Raw genomic sequence first — 15,930 nt, 5'->3', positions numbered from 1 at the left:
GTGCGTCAGCCGGCCGGGACGGCCCGAGGGTCAGCCCGACCCGACGAAGATCACCAGCAGGAGCCACACCACCGGCGCCGTCGGCAGCAGGGAGTCCAGACGGTCCATGATGCCGCCGTGGCCCGGGAGCAGCGTGCCCATGTCCTTGATGCCGAGGTCCCGCTTGATCATGGACTCGCCGAGGTCGCCCAGCGTGGCGCTGACGGCGACCGCGAGGCCGAGCAGCAGACCCTGCCACCAGGTGCCGTCGTCGATCAGGAACTGCATGCACAGGGCGCCCGCCGCCATCGCGAAGCCCACCGCCCCGAGCAGGCCCTCGCGGGTCTTGCCGGGGCTGATGCGCGGGGCGAGCTTGGTCCTGCCGAACCGCCAGCCCACCGCGTAGGCGCCGGTGTCGCTGACGACCGTCAGCACCAGGAAGACCAGCACGCGCCAGGCGCCGTCGTCCGCCATGAGCATCATCGCGACGAACGTGGCCAGGAAGGGCACGTAGAACGCCGCGAACAGGCCCGCCGTGACGTCTCTGAGGTAGCCCTCCGGCGGTTCGGTCATCCGCCACACGAGGACGGCGAGCGCCGTGAGCGCCATGGCGACCCACGCGCCCTCGGAGCCGCGCACGTACCCGGCGACCACCATCGCGGCGCCGCCGATCGCGAGCGGTACGAGGGGCGCCTTGATGCCCTTGCGCTCCTCCAGCCGCGTGGTCAGCTCCCACAGGCCCACGACGACGGCGATCGCGACCACACCGACGAAGACGGCCTTGACGACGAACAGCGACGCGATGATCACCGCGCCGAGCCCGACACCCACCCCTATCGCGGCACCCAGGTCACGCCCCGCGGTCTTCTTCGGCTGCGGCCGGTGCTGCGCCGGCTGCGGGGCGTCGGGCATGGGCTCCGGATTCTGCGGCACCGCCCCATACGGCTGCGCCGACGGGTTCTCGTCGCGGTGTGTGCTGTCGCGATGTGTGCTGTCGCGATACGGCTCATCGCGGAACGCCTCGTCCCGGGACAGGGGGCCGCTCGGCCGAGCGGCCCCCTGGTCGCCGTCCTGGGCACCGCCGTGTTCGGGTACGTCGGGCACGATGGGCATGGGGCGAGTCTGCTGCGCGTAGTGCGCATCGTACGCGGGACCCGCCGGGGCAGCGCCCTGGACAGGTCCCTGGTCGGACGGCCCCCAGTACCCGGCTTGTGGCGGCGCTCCCCAGGAAGAGTCGTTCATCAGACCTCGAGCAGCTCCGCTTCCTTGTGCTTCAGGAGCTCGTCCACCTGGGCGACGTACTTGGCGGTGGTGTCGTCGAGCTCCTTCTCCGCACGACGGCCCTCGTCCTCGCCGACCTCGCCGTCCTTGACCATCTTGTCGATGGTGTCCTTGGCCTTGCGGCGCACGGAGCGGATCGAGACCTTGGCGTCCTCGCCCTTGCTCTTGGCGACCTTGATGTAGTCGCGGCGGCGCTCCTCCGTCAGCTCGGGGAACACCACCCGGATGATGTTGCCGTCGTTGCTGGGGTTGACGCCCAGGTCGGAGTCGCGGATCGCCTGTTCGATGTTGCGCAGGGCGCTCTTGTCGAAGGGGGTCACCACGGCCATGCGCGGCTCGGGCACGGAGAACGAGGCCAGCTGGTTGATCGGCGTCGGCGCGCCGTAGTAGTCGGCCACGATCTTGTTGAACATCGCCGGGTGCGCACGGCCGGTGCGGATCGCGGCGAAGTCCTCCTTGGCGACCACGACGGCCTTCTCCATCTTCTCCTCGGCCTCGAGGAGGGTCTCTTCGATCACCACTTGCTCCTGCGTGTCTTGAGTAGGCCCGGACGCGGTTCCCTGTCGGGACGGCGGCCGGCTGCGTCGCGTTCTTCCTGCACGGTTCCCGACCGGTGGGACATTGTCCATCCCCCGGCCCGGCCCCGTCCCGTCCGTCCCCCGGACAGGTGGCGTCCGCGGACAGGGGGTGGTCTCCGGGTCAGTCCCGGCTGCCTTGGTCACCCACAAGCGTGCCGATCTTCTCACCCTTGACGGCGCGGGCGATATTGCCCTCCTTCAGGAGCTCGAAGACCACGATCGGGAGGCTGTTGTCACGGCAGAGCGTGACGGCCGTGGCGTCGGCGACCTTCAGGTCCCGGGTGATGACGTCGCCGTAGCCGAGCGCGTCGAACTTCACGGCGTCCGGATTGGTCTTGGGGTCGGAGTCGTAGACCCCGTCCACGCCGTTCTTGCCCATGAGCAGGGCCTCGGCGTCGATCTCGAGGGCGCGCTGGGCGGCCGTGGTGTCGGTGGAGAAGTAGGGCATGCCCATACCGGCGCCGAAGATGACCACGCGGCCCTTCTCCAGGTGGCGCACGGCGCGCAGCGGGATGTAGGGCTCGGCGACCTGGCCCATGGTGATGGCGGTCTGCACGCGGCAGTCGACGCCCTCCTTCTCCAGGAAGTCCTGGAGGGCCAGGCAGTTCATCACGGTGCCGAGCATGCCCATGTAGTCGGAGCGGGCGCGGTCCATGCCGCGCACCTGCAGCTCGGCGCCACGGAAGAAGTTGCCGCCGCCGATGACGATCGCGATCTCGGCGCCGTCCCGGACGACGGCCGCGATCTCGCGGGCGATGGCGTGCACCACGTCGGGGTCGACGCCCAGGCCCCCACCGCCGGAGAACGCCTCTCCGGACAGCTTCAGCATGAAGCGGCCGCGTACTTTGCCGTCGTCGCTCTTCTCGGCCTTGGTGGTCATGGAGATCTCGCCTCTTTTACGTGGGTCACACATACGAAGGAGGCCACTGCCGGTGGGGGCGTGATTCGCATCCCGTACGCGGCAATGGCCTCCTCGTCAGATCTGCCGTCGTCCGCCGCCACGCGCGCGTGCGCCAGGGCATGCGCGAACGGCGCCGACGACTGCTGTCGACCCTACCGGGGTCGAGCGTCCGTCGCGGTACGGACTCAGATGCCGACCTTGATGCGCGAGAAGCGCTTCAGGGTGACACCGGCCTCGTCCAGCACCTTCTGGACCGACTTCTTGTTGTCCAGGGCGTAGGGCTGGCCGAGCAGGGTGGCGTCCTTGAAGAAGCCGTTGAGGCGACCCTCGACGATCTTCGGCAGGGCGGCCTCGGGCTTGCCCTCGGCGCGGGTGGTCTCCTCGGCGACGCGGCGCTCGGACTCGACGACCTCGGCCGGCACGTCCTCCTTGGAGAGGTACTTCGGCGCGAAGGCGGCGATGTGCTGGGCGATGCCCTTGGCGATCTCGGCGTTCGGCTTGTCCAGCTCGACGAGGACACCGATCTGCGGGGGCAGGTCGGGCATCGTGCGGTGCATGTACGCGGTCACGAAGCCGCCGGAGAACTGCGCGAAGCGGTCCAGGACGATCTTCTCGCCGAGGTTGGCGTTGGCCTCGTCCACGTACGCCTGGACGGTCTTGCCGGGCTCGATCTCGGAGGCGAGCAGCGCCTCGAGGTCGGCCGGGGCGGCCTTGGCGACGTGCTCGGCGATGGTCTTCGCGACGTTCTGGAACTTGTCGCCCTTGGCGACGAAGTCCGTCTCGCACTTCAGCTCGACGAGGACACCCGAGGTGTTGTCGTCGGCGATGATCGAGACGACGGCGCCGTTCTCGGCAGAGCGGCCCTCGCGCTTGGCGACGCCCTTCTGGCCCTTGATACGGAGCGCCTCGACGGCCTTCTCGACGTTGCCCTCGGCCTCGTCCAGCGCCTTCTTGCAGTCCATCATGCCGGCGCCGGTGAGCTCGCGGAGCTTCTTGACGTCAGCGGCGGTGTAGTTCGCCATGATTCCGGAATCTCTCTCGAAGTCTGAAGATCTACGGGCCGGACGGCGGGGGCTTCGTGGGCCCCCGCCGTCCAGAACCCGAAGGTCGTGAGGGGTCAGGCCTGCTCGGCGTCCGCGGCCGGGGCCTCGGCGGGCTTCTCGGCGTCGGCGGCCGGGGTCTCGGCGTCGGTGGCCGGGGTCTCGGCGTCGGCGGCGGGGGCCTCGGCGGGCTCCTCGGCGTCGGCGGCCGGAGCCTCAGCCTCGTCGGCCTTCTTCTCGCCCTCGAGCAGGTCGCGCTCCCACGCGGCGAGCGGCTCGCCCGCGGCCTTGTCACCCTCGGCGCCCTTGCCGGCACCGGAGCGGGCGATGAGACCCTCGGCGACGGCGTCGGCGATCACGCGGGTGAGCAGGGTGACGGAGCGGATCGCGTCGTCGTTGCCCGGGATCTTGTAGTCGACCTCGTCGGGGTCGCAGTTGGTGTCGAGGATGGCGACGACCGGGATGTTGAGCTTCCGGGCCTCGCCGACCGCGATGTGCTCCTTCTTGGTGTCCACGATCCAGACGGCGCTGGGCACCTTGGACATCTCGCGGATACCGCCGAGGGTCTTCTCCAGCTTGGCCTTCTCGCGGGAGAGGACCAGCAGCTCCTTCTTGGTGAGGCCGGAGGCGGCCACGTCCTCGAAGTCGATCTGCTCGAGCTCCTTCAGGCGCTGCAGGCGCTTGTAGACGGTCGAGAAGTTGGTGAGCATGCCGCCCAGCCAGCGCTGGTTGACGAAGGGCATGCCGACGCGGGTGGCCTGCTCGGCGATGGCCTCCTGCGCCTGCTTCTTCGTGCCGACGAACATGACCGTGCCGCCGTGGGCGACGGTCTCCTTGACGAACTCGTAGGCGCGGTCGATGTACGACAGCGACTGGAGCAGGTCGATGATGTAGATGCCGTTGCGCTCCGTGAAGATGAAGCGCTTCATCTTCGGGTTCCAACGACGGGTCTGGTGACCGAAGTGGACGCCGCTCTCCAGCAGCTCCCGCATCGTGACGACGGCCATGGCCGTATCTCCTTGATTTTCTCGGTTGTGCCGCGCGAGCCGGACGGCTCCCGCGCCTGACGCCCGCGATGCGCCTGCCGCAAGGGACCGAGGGGCGCTGACACGAGCCTTTGCGGGCCTCGTGTCGGGGCGTGCGAAGTCGACCCGGTGACCCGGATCGCCATCAGAAGTGTACGGGACCCACGGGGCACCGGGTGACGCGGCTGTCCACAACCGCGGGACGGTCCACAGGGCAGGGCGACGAGGGCCCCGGGTGCGGCACCGTTTCCCGCATGCGAGTGAGGCGATGGGTGTGCGCGGGGCGAGGGGCGGGACTGTGGGCGGTCGTGTGGCTGCTGCCGTTCGTGGCGGTCCCGGGGCCGCCGCGAACGGCGGCGGTGGTGACGGCCGGGGCTGCCGGAGCACTTCCGGACCCGTCCGTTCCGGCCGTGGCCCACGTCTGGCCGGTCGGCGGTCGTCCCCCGGTCCTACGGGGCTGGGAGGCCCCGGCGACTCCCTACGGTCCGGGCCATCGTGGCGTCGACCTCGCCGCGGCCGCCGGGGCTCCGGTGCGGTCGGTGGCGGCGGGGAGGGTGTCTTTCGCGGGCCGGGTGGCGGGGAGGGGCGTCGTCTCGGTGGAGCTGGCCGGGACGGGCGATCCGCCCCTGCGGACGACGTACGAGCCGGTCGAGGCCTCCGTGGCGCGGGGCGACGAGGTCGCGGCCGGCGAGGCGCTCGGCACGGTCGAGCCCACCGGCTCGCACTGCGCGGGCTGCCTGCACTGGGGCCTGCTGCGCGGCGAGGTCTACCTGGATCCGCTGTCCCTGCTGCCCCCGTGGCTGCTCGACGGCGGCCCGTCGAGGCTTCTGCCGGTGCTGGGGGTCCCTCTGCCGCACACCTCGGGCCACCGTGCGGCCGGGGCGGGGCGGTCCGGCGCGGAGGTCACTCCGTGACGCCGGACAAAGGCGCCGGTCGCCGTGGCCGTCGGGAGACACGGTGCCCGGACACCTGCCCGCCGGTAGGCCCGGCCGCGCCCCCACTCGGACGGCCCTCCACGACGCCGGACCGGACGAAGCCATCGGACACACCTGAACACCCGGCCGCCCGCACGCCGGTGCGCCCGGCCGCGCCCGGCCGGTCAGCCCCGTACGCCTCGCAGGGCCATGGAGACAGCGGCCTCGGTGATGGCCGTCGGTTCCTCCGCGGCACCCAGCTCGATCCTCCGCACGGCCGCGTCCACGACCCCCTGCAGCAGCATCGCCGCGAGCCGCGGCTGCTCGTGCCCCATCTCGCCCAGCGCCTCGACGATCATCGCGATTAGCCCGCCGTGCGCCGCCCGGATCTTCTCCCTCGCGCCGGCGTCCAGCTCGCTCGCGGAGATGGCCACGACAGCCCGGTGCCGCCGGTCCCCGACCAGGTCGAGCTGGGTGCGCACGTACGCCTCGACCTTGGCCTCGGCGGACGCCTCACGCTCCATCGCCGCCTCGACCTCCGCGGCCCAGACCGGGAAGTCGACGGCGCACAGCTCCTCGACGACCGCCGCCCGCGAGCGGAAGTACTCGTAGACGGACGAGCGCGCGAGGCCCGTCCGTTCGGCGAGGGCGGGGAAGGTCAGCGCCTCCGTTCCGCCGTCGGACAGCAGGGAGCGTGCCGCGTCCAGCAGGGCGGCACGCTGCATCGACCGGTGCTCGGCCACGGAGGCCGCTCGAATCCTTGGCACGCCCCCACTTTACGGACGCGCCACCCCGTACGGGAGTCGCTCGTCCGGCCACGCGCCCGGCCACGGGGCCACCGGCAACGCCATCGGCCGCACATCACCGCTGGTCAGCGGCCGAATCCCGCCAGCTTCGCGCGCAGCTGCAACACCGACTTGGTGTGGATCTGGCTGACTCGGCTCTCCGTCACACCGAGCACGTTCCCGATCTCGGCGAGCGTGAGCCCCTCGTAGTAGTAGAGCGTGACGACGGTCTTCTCCCGCTCGGGCAGCGTGTTGATCGCCCGCGCCAGGAGCCGTCGCAACTCGCGGTCCTCGGCGACCTCCACCGGGTTGTCGGCGGCGGTGTCCTCCAGGGTGTCCATGAGGCTCAGCCGGCCCCCGCCCTCCCCGCCGGCGTGCAGCAACTCCTCCAGCGCCACCACGTTGGCCAGCGACAGCTGGCTGAAGACCGCGTGGAGATCCTCCACCGCGATCCCCAGCTCGACGGCCACCTCACTCTCCGACGGGGTGCGGCGCAGTCGCGCCTCGAGCGTCGCGTAGGCGCGTTCCACGTTCCGCGCCTTCTGGCGGACCGACCGCGGGATCCAGTCAAGGGCCCGCAGTTCGTCGATCATCGCGCCACGGATCCGGGTGATCGCGTACGTCTCGAACTTGATCTCCCGGTCGACGTCGAACTTCTCGATCGCGTCGATCAGCCCGAAGACCCCCGAGGAGACGAAGTCCGCCTGCTCGACGTTGGGCGGCAGCCCCACGCTCACCCGGCCTGCCACGTATTTGACCAGGGGCGAGTAGTGCAGGATCAGCTGTTCCCGCAGCCGCTCGTCCCCCGTCGCCTTGTACGACCGCCACAACTCGTCGAGCGTCGAGGGGGCGGGCGGTCGCACGCTGCCACCGTCACGGGCGGCTGGGGGGATCGCCGCCCGTTCGGGCCCGGAGGTGTGCTGGGGCATTCGTCGCCTTGTGCCGTTCTGCCGTGATGCGGGTGCCTGGTGGGGCCGCCGGTCTGCTGTCTGGTTGTCGCCTGCTGTCGGACGTCTGCGTGGGGGTCCTCGTGAGCGTAGCGTGACTGGACTGTCGCGGTGCGCGAAGAGCGGAGGGAGGGCCGTACGCAGATACGTTCCGCTGAACGCTCTACAGGGGGGATGATGATCGCTCTGCGTGATCACTCGAACACCTCAACTGCCTGGAATCCCAAGGGCGTCGGGGTTCCCCCGGACGGCCGAACACGCTGCGTCAGGACGGGCTCCGGCCACCGCGGACCGAGATCATCGACTGGCGTGTCAACTTCCAGCCGTCGCCGTGTCGTTCGACATAACCAAGTGCTCGAAGCTCGTACAGCCTCGCGATCGCGTCGTCCTCCGTGGTCTGCGCCCGGCGTGCCACCTCGGCGGCCGTGGCCGCTCCGCGTCCGGGGAGGCCGGCGAGCACCTGGCGGGCCCGGGGATCCAGCAGGTCGGTGGGGAGCACCGGGCCGCGCCGGTCGGGAGCCAGCTCGCCCATGTCGCCGACCAGTTCCACGACCTCGGCGGCGTCGCTGACGAGCACCGCGTCGCCGCGCAGCAGCTCGTGCACCCCGGCGGAGAGCGCGCTGGTGGCCGGGCCGGGCACGCCCATCGTGTGCCGGCCGAGGCGTTCGGCGGCACGTGCCGTGACCAGCGAACCACTGCGGTAGGCGGCTTCCACCACCACGGTGCCCCGAGTCAGCGCGGCGATCACCCGGTTGCGCAGGATGAATCTGCTCGGCGTCGGGTGATCGCCCGGGGGCAGCTCACCGACGACCAGCCCCTGTTCCGCGATCCTGGTGATCAGCCCCGTGTGCCCGGGTGGGTAGGGGCGGTCGACTCCGCAGGCCAGGACGGCGGCGGTGGCGCCGCCCGCGCCGAGGGCACCCCGGTGGGCAGCGCCGTCGACCCCGTAGGCACCGCCGGACACCACGACCCAGCCACGCTCGGCGAGGCCCGCGGCGAGGGTGGCCGCCATGTGGGCGCCGTACTCGGTGCAGGCGCGGGCCCCCACGACGGCCACCGACCTCAGCGCCCACATGCGCAGGCTCGGCCGGCCGCGCACCCACAACCCGAGGGGCCGGGCGTCCCCCAGGTCGTCGAGCTGCCCGGGCCACTCGGCGGACCCAGGCGCGACGAACCGCACGCCTGCCGCCCGGGCGACGGCCACGTCCCTGCGGGGGTCGGCCCGGCCGGCCCTGGCACGGAGCCCGGCCCACCGTTTCTCACTCACCCCCGGCAGGGGACGCCCGCCGTCACGCAGGCGTCGCACCACGTCAGCGACGCCCCGCTCGCGCACCCAGCGCCCGCCGGTCTCGTCGCCGGGCTCGAGGACCCGGGTGAGGAAGACCCTGCCGAGCAACTCGCCGTCCACCTCACCGGGAGGGTGCTCTTCATGGCCCCGCCCCACATCATCCGGGGCGCCGGCAGCGCCCTCACCGGCATCATCGGCCCGGGAGACCCGGCCCCTGGCCCGGGGGTCGCGCCCCGGCGCGTTGCCGTCCCCGGCCCGGCGGTCACACCCAGGCGCAAGGCCGTCGCCGGCCAGGTGGTCGCGTCCCGGCGCGATCCCCTCCCCCGCCTGAACTTCGGCACCGGCGACGGTCCCGCGCTCCGTCACGGTCCCGCCCCCGGCCCGGTGGCCATGCCCAGGCACGGTCCCCTCCCCGATCCGAAGGTCGCGTCCCGGCACGGACACGGTCCCGTCCCCGGCCCGGTGGTCATGCCCAGGCACGGTCCCCTCCCCGGCCCGGGGGTCGCGTCCCGGCACCATCCCCTCCCCCGCCTGATCCCCGGTCCCGGCGACCGCCCCGTCCTCCGGCACGGGCCCGCCCCCGGTCATGTCAGCGCCCCCAGCGCCATGGGGACGCCCCGCGGGACTCCCGTGCGCAGTTGCAGCGCGAGGGCGACATCCCTCGCGTCGGGCCGGTCGTGTCCGACGAGGTCCGCGACGGTCCAGGCGACGCGCACGACGCGGTCGAGGCCCCGGGCGGTGAGCACGCCCCGCTCCAGGCTGCGCTCCGCCTCCTCCAGCGCCCCGGGCGCCGCGTGCCAACGGCTGCGCAGCTCGCGTCCCGGCACCTCGCTGTTGGACCGCCAGGGCGTGCCCGCCAGTCGTGCCGCCGCCCGGTCCCTGGCTGCTCGCACCCGGCCGGCGACCTCGGCGGTGGTGTCCCCCCGGGTGCCGTCGCCGGCCAGCTGGGCGCGGGTGATCCGGTCCACCTCGACCCGCAGGTCGACCCGGTCGAGCAGCGGGCCGGAGAGCCTCGCCTGGTAGCGGCGGATCGCCGACGGCGGGCACTCGCACAGGTCCTCGGTCCGCGAGAACCGCCCGCACGGGCACGGGTTGGCGGCGAGGACCATCAGGAACCGCGCGGGGAAGCGCACGACACCGGCGCTGCGGGCGATGACGACGTGACCGGCCTCCAGCGGCTGGCGCAGCGCGTCGAGCACCTGGCTGCTGAACTCCGGCGTCTCGTCCAGGAAGAGCACGCCCCGATGGGCGAGGGAGACGGCCCCCGGCCGTGCGATGCCGGCACCGCCCCCGACCAGGGCCTGCATCGTGGCCGAGTGATGTGGTGCGCAGTAGGGGGCCACGTCGATCAGGGGCTTGCCCGGCGGCAACAGGCCCGCCACCGAGTGCACCGCGGTGACCTCCAGCGACTCCGCCCGGCGGAGCCGGGGCAGGATGGCGGGCAGCCGCTCGGCGAGCATGGTCTTCCCCGCGCCGGGCGGCCCCTCGAGGAACAGGTGGTGGCCACCGGCCGCGGCGACCTCGACCGCCGTGCGCGCCGACTCCTGACCCACGACGTCGGCGAGGTCGTGCCCCTGGTCGTGCTGCGCCGCTCCCATGCTGCGCATGCCGGTGGCGGCTCCGGTGCCGGGCATCCGCAGACCGGCCAGCAGCGGGTCGGGGCGGCCCTGCTCGTCCCGCTCCTCCTCCGGGACGGGTTCGTCGGCGAGGACGGCGATCAGCTGGCGCAGGCTGCGCACGCCGAGCACCGACACACCGGGCACCAGGGACGCCTCGGCGGCGGCGCACTCGGGGACGACCACCTGTTCGTAGCCGGCCTCGGCGGCGGCGAGCACCGCCGGGAGGATGCCGCGCACCGGCCGCACCCGTCCGTCCAGCCCCAGCTCGCCGATCATCACGATGTCGGCGAGCACGCGGGGATCGATCCGCTCGGCGGCGCCCAGGACGGCCGCGGCGACCGCCATGTCGAATCCGCTGCCGCTCTTCGGCACCGATGCCGGGCTGAGCCCCACCGTCAGCTTCTTCTGCGGCCACTCGGCGCCCGAGTTCACCACCGCGGCCCGCACCCGGTCCCGGCTCTCGGTCAGGCTCTTGTCCGGCAACCCGACCAGGGTGAACGCCGCCACGCCCGGTTCCAGGTCGGCCTGGACCTCGACGACCACGCCCTCGACGCCGGCGAGCGCCACGGAGCACGTTCGTGCGAACCCCATCACGCCACCCCCCGGGCGTGTTCGACCACGGGGGCGACGCGTCGCGGGAGGAGGACGCCTACCAGGTCGATGCGGACGCCCCCGGGCGGGGCTCCGCCGTGGGTCTGGATCCAGCGTTCGCCGAGCCGTCGCAGCCGGTCGGCCTTCTCGGGGCTCACCGCGGCCATCGGGTGCTCGAAGGATCCGCCCCTGCGCGTCTTGACCTCGCAGACCACCAGGACGTCCCCGTCCCGGGCCACGATGTCGATCTCACCGGTCCTGCCGCAGCGCCAGTTGCGCTCCACCACGGTCATGCCGGCCCCGGTCAGCCGGCGGGCGGCGAGAGTCTCGCCGTACTTGCCGATCGCAGCTCGTGCGTTCATGTCGGCACCACCTCCGGCGCCAACGATGAGGGTGGCCCGACGATCTTTTGGATCTTGGTGGAGGGTCAGCCGACTGTGGACAACGTCGTCACCCGCACGAGTGTCGTGCGGTGACCGCTTGACGGCTGTCAGCCGCCGGGAAGCTCCAGGTCACTCTTGTTCAGCTCCTCGATGTTCACGTCCTTGAACGTCAACACGCGCACCTGCTTCACGAAGCGGGCCGGCCGGTACATGTCCCAGACCCAGGCGTCCGCCATGGAGACCTCGAAGAACACCTCACCCTGGACCGAGTGCACCTGCATCTCGTAGTCGTTGGTCAGATAGAAACGCCGCTCGGTCTCGATCACGTATTTGAACAAGCCGACGACATCGCGGTACTCCCGGTAGAGCTTGAGCTCCATCTCGGTCTCGTACTTCTCGAGGTCCTCGGCGCTCATGGCATGTTCCCCTTCAGCCGTGCGGTCCCACCATTGTGCGCCAGTCCCGTGCACCCCTAGACGATTTCGGTGTCCAGGGTCACCGGCCCGGCGGGGGGCCCTTCGTCGAGCAGCGTGCGCAGCAGCCCGGCGAGTCTGGTCGGATACACCGTCTCATGTGCCCGGGCCAGTTCCTGACACGTCCACCAGCGCGCTCCGGCGACACTGCGCCGCTCCAGTTCGGTCAGCCCCAGGGCCTCGGTCGCGGTCTGTGTCGTGCGGGCCAGGTAGTACCACTCGTCCTGGTCCCAGCGGCGGCCCGCGAAGGGGAAGGAGCACCTGCGCCGCCACAGCACCGGGCCGAGCTCGACGTCGGTGATGCCGGTCTCCTCCACCAGCTCCCGCCGCGCGGCCTGCTCGCGGGTCTCGTCGCCCTCCACGCCGCCGCCGGGAGTGAACCACCAGTCGTCGGCCGGGTCGTCCGGTTCGTGTCCGTGCAGGAGCAGGATGCGGTCGTCGGGGTCGAGCAGCACCACCCGGGCGACCCTGCGCAGGCCGCCCTCGTAGGAGTCGTGCCCGGCCCGCGTCGGCTCAGCGGACACCGGTGGGCCCCGTCCCCTTCCGGACACGGGAGGCCTCGGCCCTCTTGGCGAAGGGACCGTACGCGGCCCCGGCGAGGATCAGCACCGCCCCGGCGACCACCAGCACGACGACCGTCCGCAGCGGTCCGGGCGAGGAGAGGTCCCCCAGCGTCTCGAAGCCGGTCGGGCGCTCCAGCATGCCGTCCAGGGGCCAGACCACGGCGTCGACGCGGGCGTCCACGGCCCCGCGCGACACGGTCCCGCCGGCCGCGTCCGTGAGGTGGGCGGTGGAGTCCACGGAGTTGTCGCGCTCGTCGCCGAGCAGGAAGAGGCGGCCCTCGGGGACGGTCACGGTCGGGAAGTTGCTCATCTCGGCCGGCGTGCCGGCGGGCAGGTACGGCTCGTCGATCACCTTGCCGTTGACCTTGAGCTTCCCCTCCTGGCAGCAGGAGACGACGTCCCCTCCGACGGCGACGACCCGCTTGACCATGGGAGCGTCGGCCCAGGTCGCGTCCTTGAAGACGACGACGTCGCCGCGGCGGACGTCGGTGCCGTCGACGCGCTGCGCCAGGACCCGGTCCCCGGCGTCGATCGTGGGCGTCATCGAGCTGGTCGGCACGGTGTAGGGCCGGTAGACGACCGCGCCCCAGCCGAAGCCTCCGAGGAACAGCACCAGGCCCAGCGCCACGGCGACACCGGACAGCCGCTGTCCGGTCCGGCCGCCGGCCGGGGCCCTGTTCGCTCCGCCGTCACGCGGGGTCGTACGTGTCGTGCTCTCGCCACCCATGGATCCGCACCTTACCCGGCGGTACCGGAACGGGGCAGCCCCTCCCGGAGACCGGAAGGGGCCGGCGGGCCGCCTCCGCGGGCGAGGCTGCCCCGAGGCGGGCGCGCAGGTCGAGAGGCCTCAGCGGGTCTCGGCGGCGGCGATACGCCTGCGCCGCCACCAGACGACGGGGACGACCCCGGCGAGGGCCAGGCCCTGGGGCGCGGCCGAGAGCGCGGCGGCGGCCGACGACCGGGCCTGCAGACCGTCCTGGTCGAAGGTGTCGGGGACCGGCAGGGTGTCCCAGCGGTTCATCGGCCAGGCGATCACGATGGCCCGGCCGACGACCTCCTTCACCGGCACCATGCCGCCGTGCTTGTCCGACTGGTTGTAGCGGGAGTCCCGGGAGTTCTGCCGGTGGTCGCCCATGACCCAGAGGGAGCCCTCGGGCACCTTGACCTTGAACTGGCCGCCCTGGTCGTCGACGCTGCACGGCGTGTTGCCGGGGTAGACGTACGGCTCGTTCAGCGCCTTGCCGTTGACCTTGAGCGGTCCGGTCTTGCTGCACTCCACGGTGTCGCCGCCGACGCCGATGACGCGCTTGATCAGGTCCTTCTCGTCCGCGGACGGCATCAGGCCGATCCAGCTGAGGACCGTCTGCAGCGCGTTCGGGTCGGGGGTGGGCTCGCCGGCCAGCCAGTCGTCCGGGTCGTGGAAGACGACGACCTCGCCGCGCTCGGGCTCGGAGCCGAACCAGGGGGTCAGCTTGTCGACCAGGACGCGGTCATTGATCGTGAGCGTGTTCTGCATCGAGGCGGACGGGATCGAGAACGCCTGCACCAGGAACGTCTTGATCAGCAGCGCGAGGACCAGCGCGATGCCGATCAGGATGGGCAGCTCCTTCCAGAAGGAGCGCTGCTTCTTCGCCTCGCGAGGTGCCGTGGCGGGCGTCCCGCCCACTCCCTCGTCCTGGGGCCCGCTGTGTTCGTCCGTCACCCTGCCGTCCTCGGTCCCGGAGTCGCGCCCGGAGGCCGGGGCGCCGTCCGCGGCCGGGACGGCTGTCTCCACGGGGTGTCCGCGGTTCTCCTCGCCGTCGTGTCCGGACCGTGCGCCAACCGCCACATCCCCCACGCCAACTCCTCACTCTCTGCCACCGCCTGCCCCGTACACGGTGCAGGCCCACCACTCCCATAACGAGCGGGAGTTCCGCAGGGGTCGGGAGTTGAATCATCGCGTTCGGATCGTCGGGGGCAACCCTATGCGACAGCCCGGGAGCGGCGGTCGCACCCGAGGCCGAGTCGGACACGGACGCGTACGTTTTCGGTTCGTCCAGGGTGGTCCAGTGGCCGAAGGGCCAGGCGATCACCATGGCGCGCCCCACGACCTCCTCCTCGGAGACCGTGCCGAAGTCGGTGCCCTGGTGGAACCGGGAGTCGGCGGAGTTCGACCGGTGGTCGCCCATCACCCACAGCCGTCCCTCGGGGACCTTGACGTCGAACGCCATCGTGGAGGGCCTGTCGCCGGGGTACAGGTAGTCCTCGGTCAGGGGGACACCGTTGACGGTGACCCGGCCCTGGGTGTCGCAGCACTTGACCCGGTCCCCGCCCACCCCGACGACCCTCTTGATGAGGTCCTTCTCGTCGTCGGACGGCAGCAGGCCGATGAAGGCGAGGCCTTCCTTGACCTGCTTGACGACGACGGGGTCGTCCTTCTTGGTCGTCTGCTCGCCACGGAGCCACCCCCCGGGGTCCCGGAACACGACGACGTCCCCGCGCTGCGGCTCGGAGCCGAACCAGGGCGTGAACTTGTCCACCAGGACACGGTCGCCGATCCGGATCGTCTGTTCCATGGAGCCCGAGGGGATCACGAACGCCTGGACCAGGAAGGTCTTCAGTACCAGCGCTATCAGGACGGCGACGCCCACGAGGAGCGGTATCTCCTTGACGGCACTGCGCCTGCGGCGCCGCTTCACCTTGCGCTGGAGCTTGCGCCGCTCGGCGCGCGACCGGCCGCCGGACGGCGCCTTCGCGCGCCGGGAGCCGGTGGGCAGCAGGTTCTCCGCGGGACTGCCGGCCGCGCCGCGCGGTTTGCCCCGGTTACCCATCGGCGCCCTCGGTCTGCTCGGACCGGCGCGTACCAGGGGCCGGTTCGTCCCCGTCCGGTACGCGCGCGTAGGCGTCGGGGCGGTCGAGGTGCGTGGCGTGGGAGAAGGGCCAGACGATCCAGTCGGCGCGGCCGATCACCTCGTCGACCGGGACCATGCCGCCGCCCGGCGAGCCGAGGTGGTCGCGGGAGTCGCTGGAGTCGGCGCGGTGGTCGCCGAGGACGAACAGGGTGCCGTCCGGGACCACGACGTCGAAGGGCACCGTGGACGGGCGGTCGCCGGGGTAGAGGAACGCCGACTCGTCGACCGACTGGCCGTTCACCTGGACTGTCCCCTCCCGGTCGCAGCACACCACATGGTCCCCGCCCACACCTACAACGCGTTTGATGTAGTCACCGTGCCCGAAGAGCCCGGTCCCGTCGAAGACGACGACGTCACCCCGCCGCGGCTCGCCACCGAAACGGTACGCCAACTTGTTTACGAGAACCCGGTCGCCGATCCTCAATCCGCGCTCCATGGAACCGCTGGGAATCTGGAACGGCTGGAGCACGAAGGTGCTGAGCAGCAGCAGGAACAGAAGCAGCGTCAGCAGGGTCACGGTGATCCGGCCGCCCGGAACCCAGTCGGTGAGCCGGCCCGCGAACGCGGAACGCGACCGGTCCTCCGGTCTCTCCGCTTCCGAGTGCTGCTCGGAGTCGGAGGAACGGGAGGAGCGGTCGCGCTCCGTGGGCTGTGCTTCGGTGTCCATCGGGG

16 protein-coding genes and 1 pseudogene are annotated in these 15,930 nt (G+C 71.8%); 1 reads left to right on the top strand and 16 read right to left on the bottom strand.

The window, feature by feature from the left end; all coding sequences use genetic code 11:
- Positions 1–30: 30 nt before the first annotated feature.
- The 5 genes from ACZ6EG_RS26305 to rpsB form a co-directional block, all read right to left on the bottom strand.
- Positions 31–1,221, bottom strand: a complete 1,191-nt coding sequence (locus ACZ6EG_RS26305) for a phosphatidate cytidylyltransferase (RefSeq protein WP_469608085.1) — start codon at positions 1,219–1,221, stop codon at positions 31–33.
- Entirely contained in the window at positions 1,221–1,778 is a 558-nt protein-coding gene (frr, locus tag ACZ6EG_RS26300) for a ribosome recycling factor (RefSeq protein WP_356612270.1), read from the bottom strand. Before frr ends, ACZ6EG_RS26305 begins: the two co-directional genes overlap by 1 nt.
- A 181-nt stretch (positions 1,779–1,959) precedes the next feature.
- Positions 1,960–2,718, bottom strand: coding sequence for a UMP kinase (pyrH, locus tag ACZ6EG_RS26295; RefSeq protein WP_356612272.1), 759 nt, complete (start codon positions 2,716–2,718; stop codon positions 1,960–1,962).
- Positions 2,719–2,924: 206 nt separating this feature from the next.
- Positions 2,925–3,761: a translation elongation factor Ts gene (gene tsf, locus ACZ6EG_RS26290; protein ID WP_356612274.1), complete on the bottom strand. Its 837-nt coding sequence runs from the start codon at positions 3,759–3,761 to the stop codon at positions 2,925–2,927.
- Between the two features lie 95 nt (positions 3,762–3,856).
- Positions 3,857–4,786 (bottom strand): 30S ribosomal protein S2, encoded by a 930-nt coding sequence (gene rpsB / locus ACZ6EG_RS26285; RefSeq protein WP_391971819.1) that lies wholly within the window; start codon positions 4,784–4,786, stop codon positions 3,857–3,859.
- Positions 4,787–5,058: 272 nt separating this feature from the next.
- On the opposite strand from rpsB, the gene ACZ6EG_RS26280 reads away from it, so the two are divergent.
- Positions 5,059–5,718: a murein hydrolase activator EnvC family protein gene (locus ACZ6EG_RS26280; RefSeq protein ID WP_391971820.1), complete on the top strand. Its 660-nt coding sequence runs from the start codon at positions 5,059–5,061 to the stop codon at positions 5,716–5,718.
- 185 nt (positions 5,719–5,903) lie between these two features.
- Here the strand turns inward: ACZ6EG_RS26280 and ACZ6EG_RS26275 are convergent, their stop codons facing one another.
- The 11 genes and pseudogenes from ACZ6EG_RS26275 to lepB (ACZ6EG_RS26225) form a co-directional block, all read right to left on the bottom strand.
- Complete coding sequence (locus ACZ6EG_RS26275; RefSeq protein WP_053137730.1) at positions 5,904–6,461, bottom strand: TetR/AcrR family transcriptional regulator; 558 nt, start codon at positions 6,459–6,461, stop codon at positions 5,904–5,906.
- Between the two features lie 128 nt (positions 6,462–6,589).
- Positions 6,590–7,432 carry an RNA polymerase sigma factor WhiG gene (gene whiG, locus ACZ6EG_RS26270; RefSeq protein WP_383645737.1) on the bottom strand — a complete coding sequence of 281 codons (843 nt, stop codon included), beginning with the start codon at positions 7,430–7,432 and terminating at the stop codon, positions 6,590–6,592.
- 283 nt (positions 7,433–7,715) lie between these two features.
- Entirely contained in the window at positions 7,716–8,858 is a 1,143-nt protein-coding gene (gene dprA / locus ACZ6EG_RS26265) for a DNA-processing protein DprA (protein WP_469608078.1), read from the bottom strand.
- Between the two features lie 464 nt (positions 8,859–9,322).
- The gene (locus ACZ6EG_RS26260; protein WP_469608075.1) at positions 9,323–10,948 is read right to left on the bottom strand and encodes a YifB family Mg chelatase-like AAA ATPase; all 1,626 of its coding nucleotides are present in this window, start codon (positions 10,946–10,948) and stop codon (positions 9,323–9,325) included.
- Positions 10,948–11,310: a YraN family protein gene (locus ACZ6EG_RS26255; protein WP_469608072.1), complete on the bottom strand. Its 363-nt coding sequence runs from the start codon at positions 11,308–11,310 to the stop codon at positions 10,948–10,950. The genes ACZ6EG_RS26260 and ACZ6EG_RS26255 overlap by 1 nt, the downstream gene beginning before the upstream one ends.
- A gap of 128 nt (positions 11,311–11,438) precedes the next feature.
- The gene (locus ACZ6EG_RS26250; protein WP_003965949.1) at positions 11,439–11,747 is read right to left on the bottom strand and encodes a DUF2469 domain-containing protein; all 309 of its coding nucleotides are present in this window, start codon (positions 11,745–11,747) and stop codon (positions 11,439–11,441) included.
- Positions 11,748–11,803: 56 nt separating this feature from the next.
- Complete coding sequence (locus ACZ6EG_RS26245) at positions 11,804–12,328, bottom strand: NUDIX hydrolase (protein WP_384703287.1); 525 nt, start codon at positions 12,326–12,328, stop codon at positions 11,804–11,806.
- A complete protein-coding gene (gene lepB / locus ACZ6EG_RS26240; RefSeq protein WP_469608068.1) occupies positions 12,318–13,094 on the bottom strand; it encodes a signal peptidase I in 777 nt (258 codons plus the stop codon). The genes ACZ6EG_RS26245 and lepB (ACZ6EG_RS26240) overlap by 11 nt, the downstream gene beginning before the upstream one ends.
- Positions 13,095–13,214: 120 nt before the next feature.
- Positions 13,215–14,204 carry a signal peptidase I gene (gene lepB / locus ACZ6EG_RS26235; protein ID WP_391971825.1) on the bottom strand — a complete coding sequence of 330 codons (990 nt, stop codon included), beginning with the start codon at positions 14,202–14,204 and terminating at the stop codon, positions 13,215–13,217.
- Positions 14,095–15,177: pseudogene (lepB, locus tag ACZ6EG_RS26230) on the bottom strand (signal peptidase I); the annotation flags it as partial. The pseudogene lepB (ACZ6EG_RS26230) and the gene lepB (ACZ6EG_RS26235), both read right to left, overlap by 110 nt.
- Positions 15,170–15,925 carry a signal peptidase I gene (lepB, locus tag ACZ6EG_RS26225; RefSeq protein ID WP_469608064.1) on the bottom strand — a complete coding sequence of 252 codons (756 nt, stop codon included), beginning with the start codon at positions 15,923–15,925 and terminating at the stop codon, positions 15,170–15,172. The pseudogene lepB (ACZ6EG_RS26230) and the gene lepB (ACZ6EG_RS26225), both read right to left, overlap by 8 nt.
- Positions 15,926–15,930: the final 5 nt, after the last annotated feature.

It is taken from the genome of Streptomyces sp. NPDC041968, from assembly GCF_055589025.1.
This window is presented reverse-complemented; position numbering and strand designations above follow the sequence as displayed.

What these genes read in the sequence shown, in the direction of transcription:
- ACZ6EG_RS26305 (WP_469608085.1), bottom strand. Translation starts at nt 1,221, where the DNA reads ATGAACGACTCTTCCTGGGGAGCGCCGCCACAAGCCGGGTACTGGGGG.
- pyrH (WP_356612272.1), bottom strand. Translation starts at nt 2,718, where the DNA reads ATGACCACCAAGGCCGAGAAGAGCGACGACGGCAAAGTACGCGGCCGC.
- tsf (WP_356612274.1), bottom strand. Translation starts at nt 3,761, where the DNA reads ATGGCGAACTACACCGCCGCTGACGTCAAGAAGCTCCGCGAGCTCACC.
- rpsB (WP_391971819.1), bottom strand. Translation starts at nt 4,786, where the DNA reads ATGGCCGTCGTCACGATGCGGGAGCTGCTGGAGAGCGGCGTCCACTTC.
- ACZ6EG_RS26280 (WP_391971820.1), top strand. Translation starts at nt 5,059, where the DNA reads ATGCGAGTGAGGCGATGGGTGTGCGCGGGGCGAGGGGCGGGACTGTGG.
- whiG (WP_383645737.1), bottom strand. Translation starts at nt 7,432, where the DNA reads ATGCCCCAGCACACCTCCGGGCCCGAACGGGCGGCGATCCCCCCAGCC.
- ACZ6EG_RS26260 (WP_469608075.1), bottom strand. Translation starts at nt 10,948, where the DNA reads ATGGGGTTCGCACGAACGTGCTCCGTGGCGCTCGCCGGCGTCGAGGGC.
- ACZ6EG_RS26255 (WP_469608072.1), bottom strand. Translation starts at nt 11,310, where the DNA reads ATGAACGCACGAGCTGCGATCGGCAAGTACGGCGAGACTCTCGCCGCC.
- ACZ6EG_RS26250 (WP_003965949.1), bottom strand. Translation starts at nt 11,747, where the DNA reads ATGAGCGCCGAGGACCTCGAGAAGTACGAGACCGAGATGGAGCTCAAG.
- lepB (WP_469608068.1), bottom strand. Translation starts at nt 13,094, where the DNA reads ATGGGTGGCGAGAGCACGACACGTACGACCCCGCGTGACGGCGGAGCG.
- lepB (WP_469608064.1), bottom strand. Translation starts at nt 15,925, where the DNA reads ATGGACACCGAAGCACAGCCCACGGAGCGCGACCGCTCCTCCCGTTCC.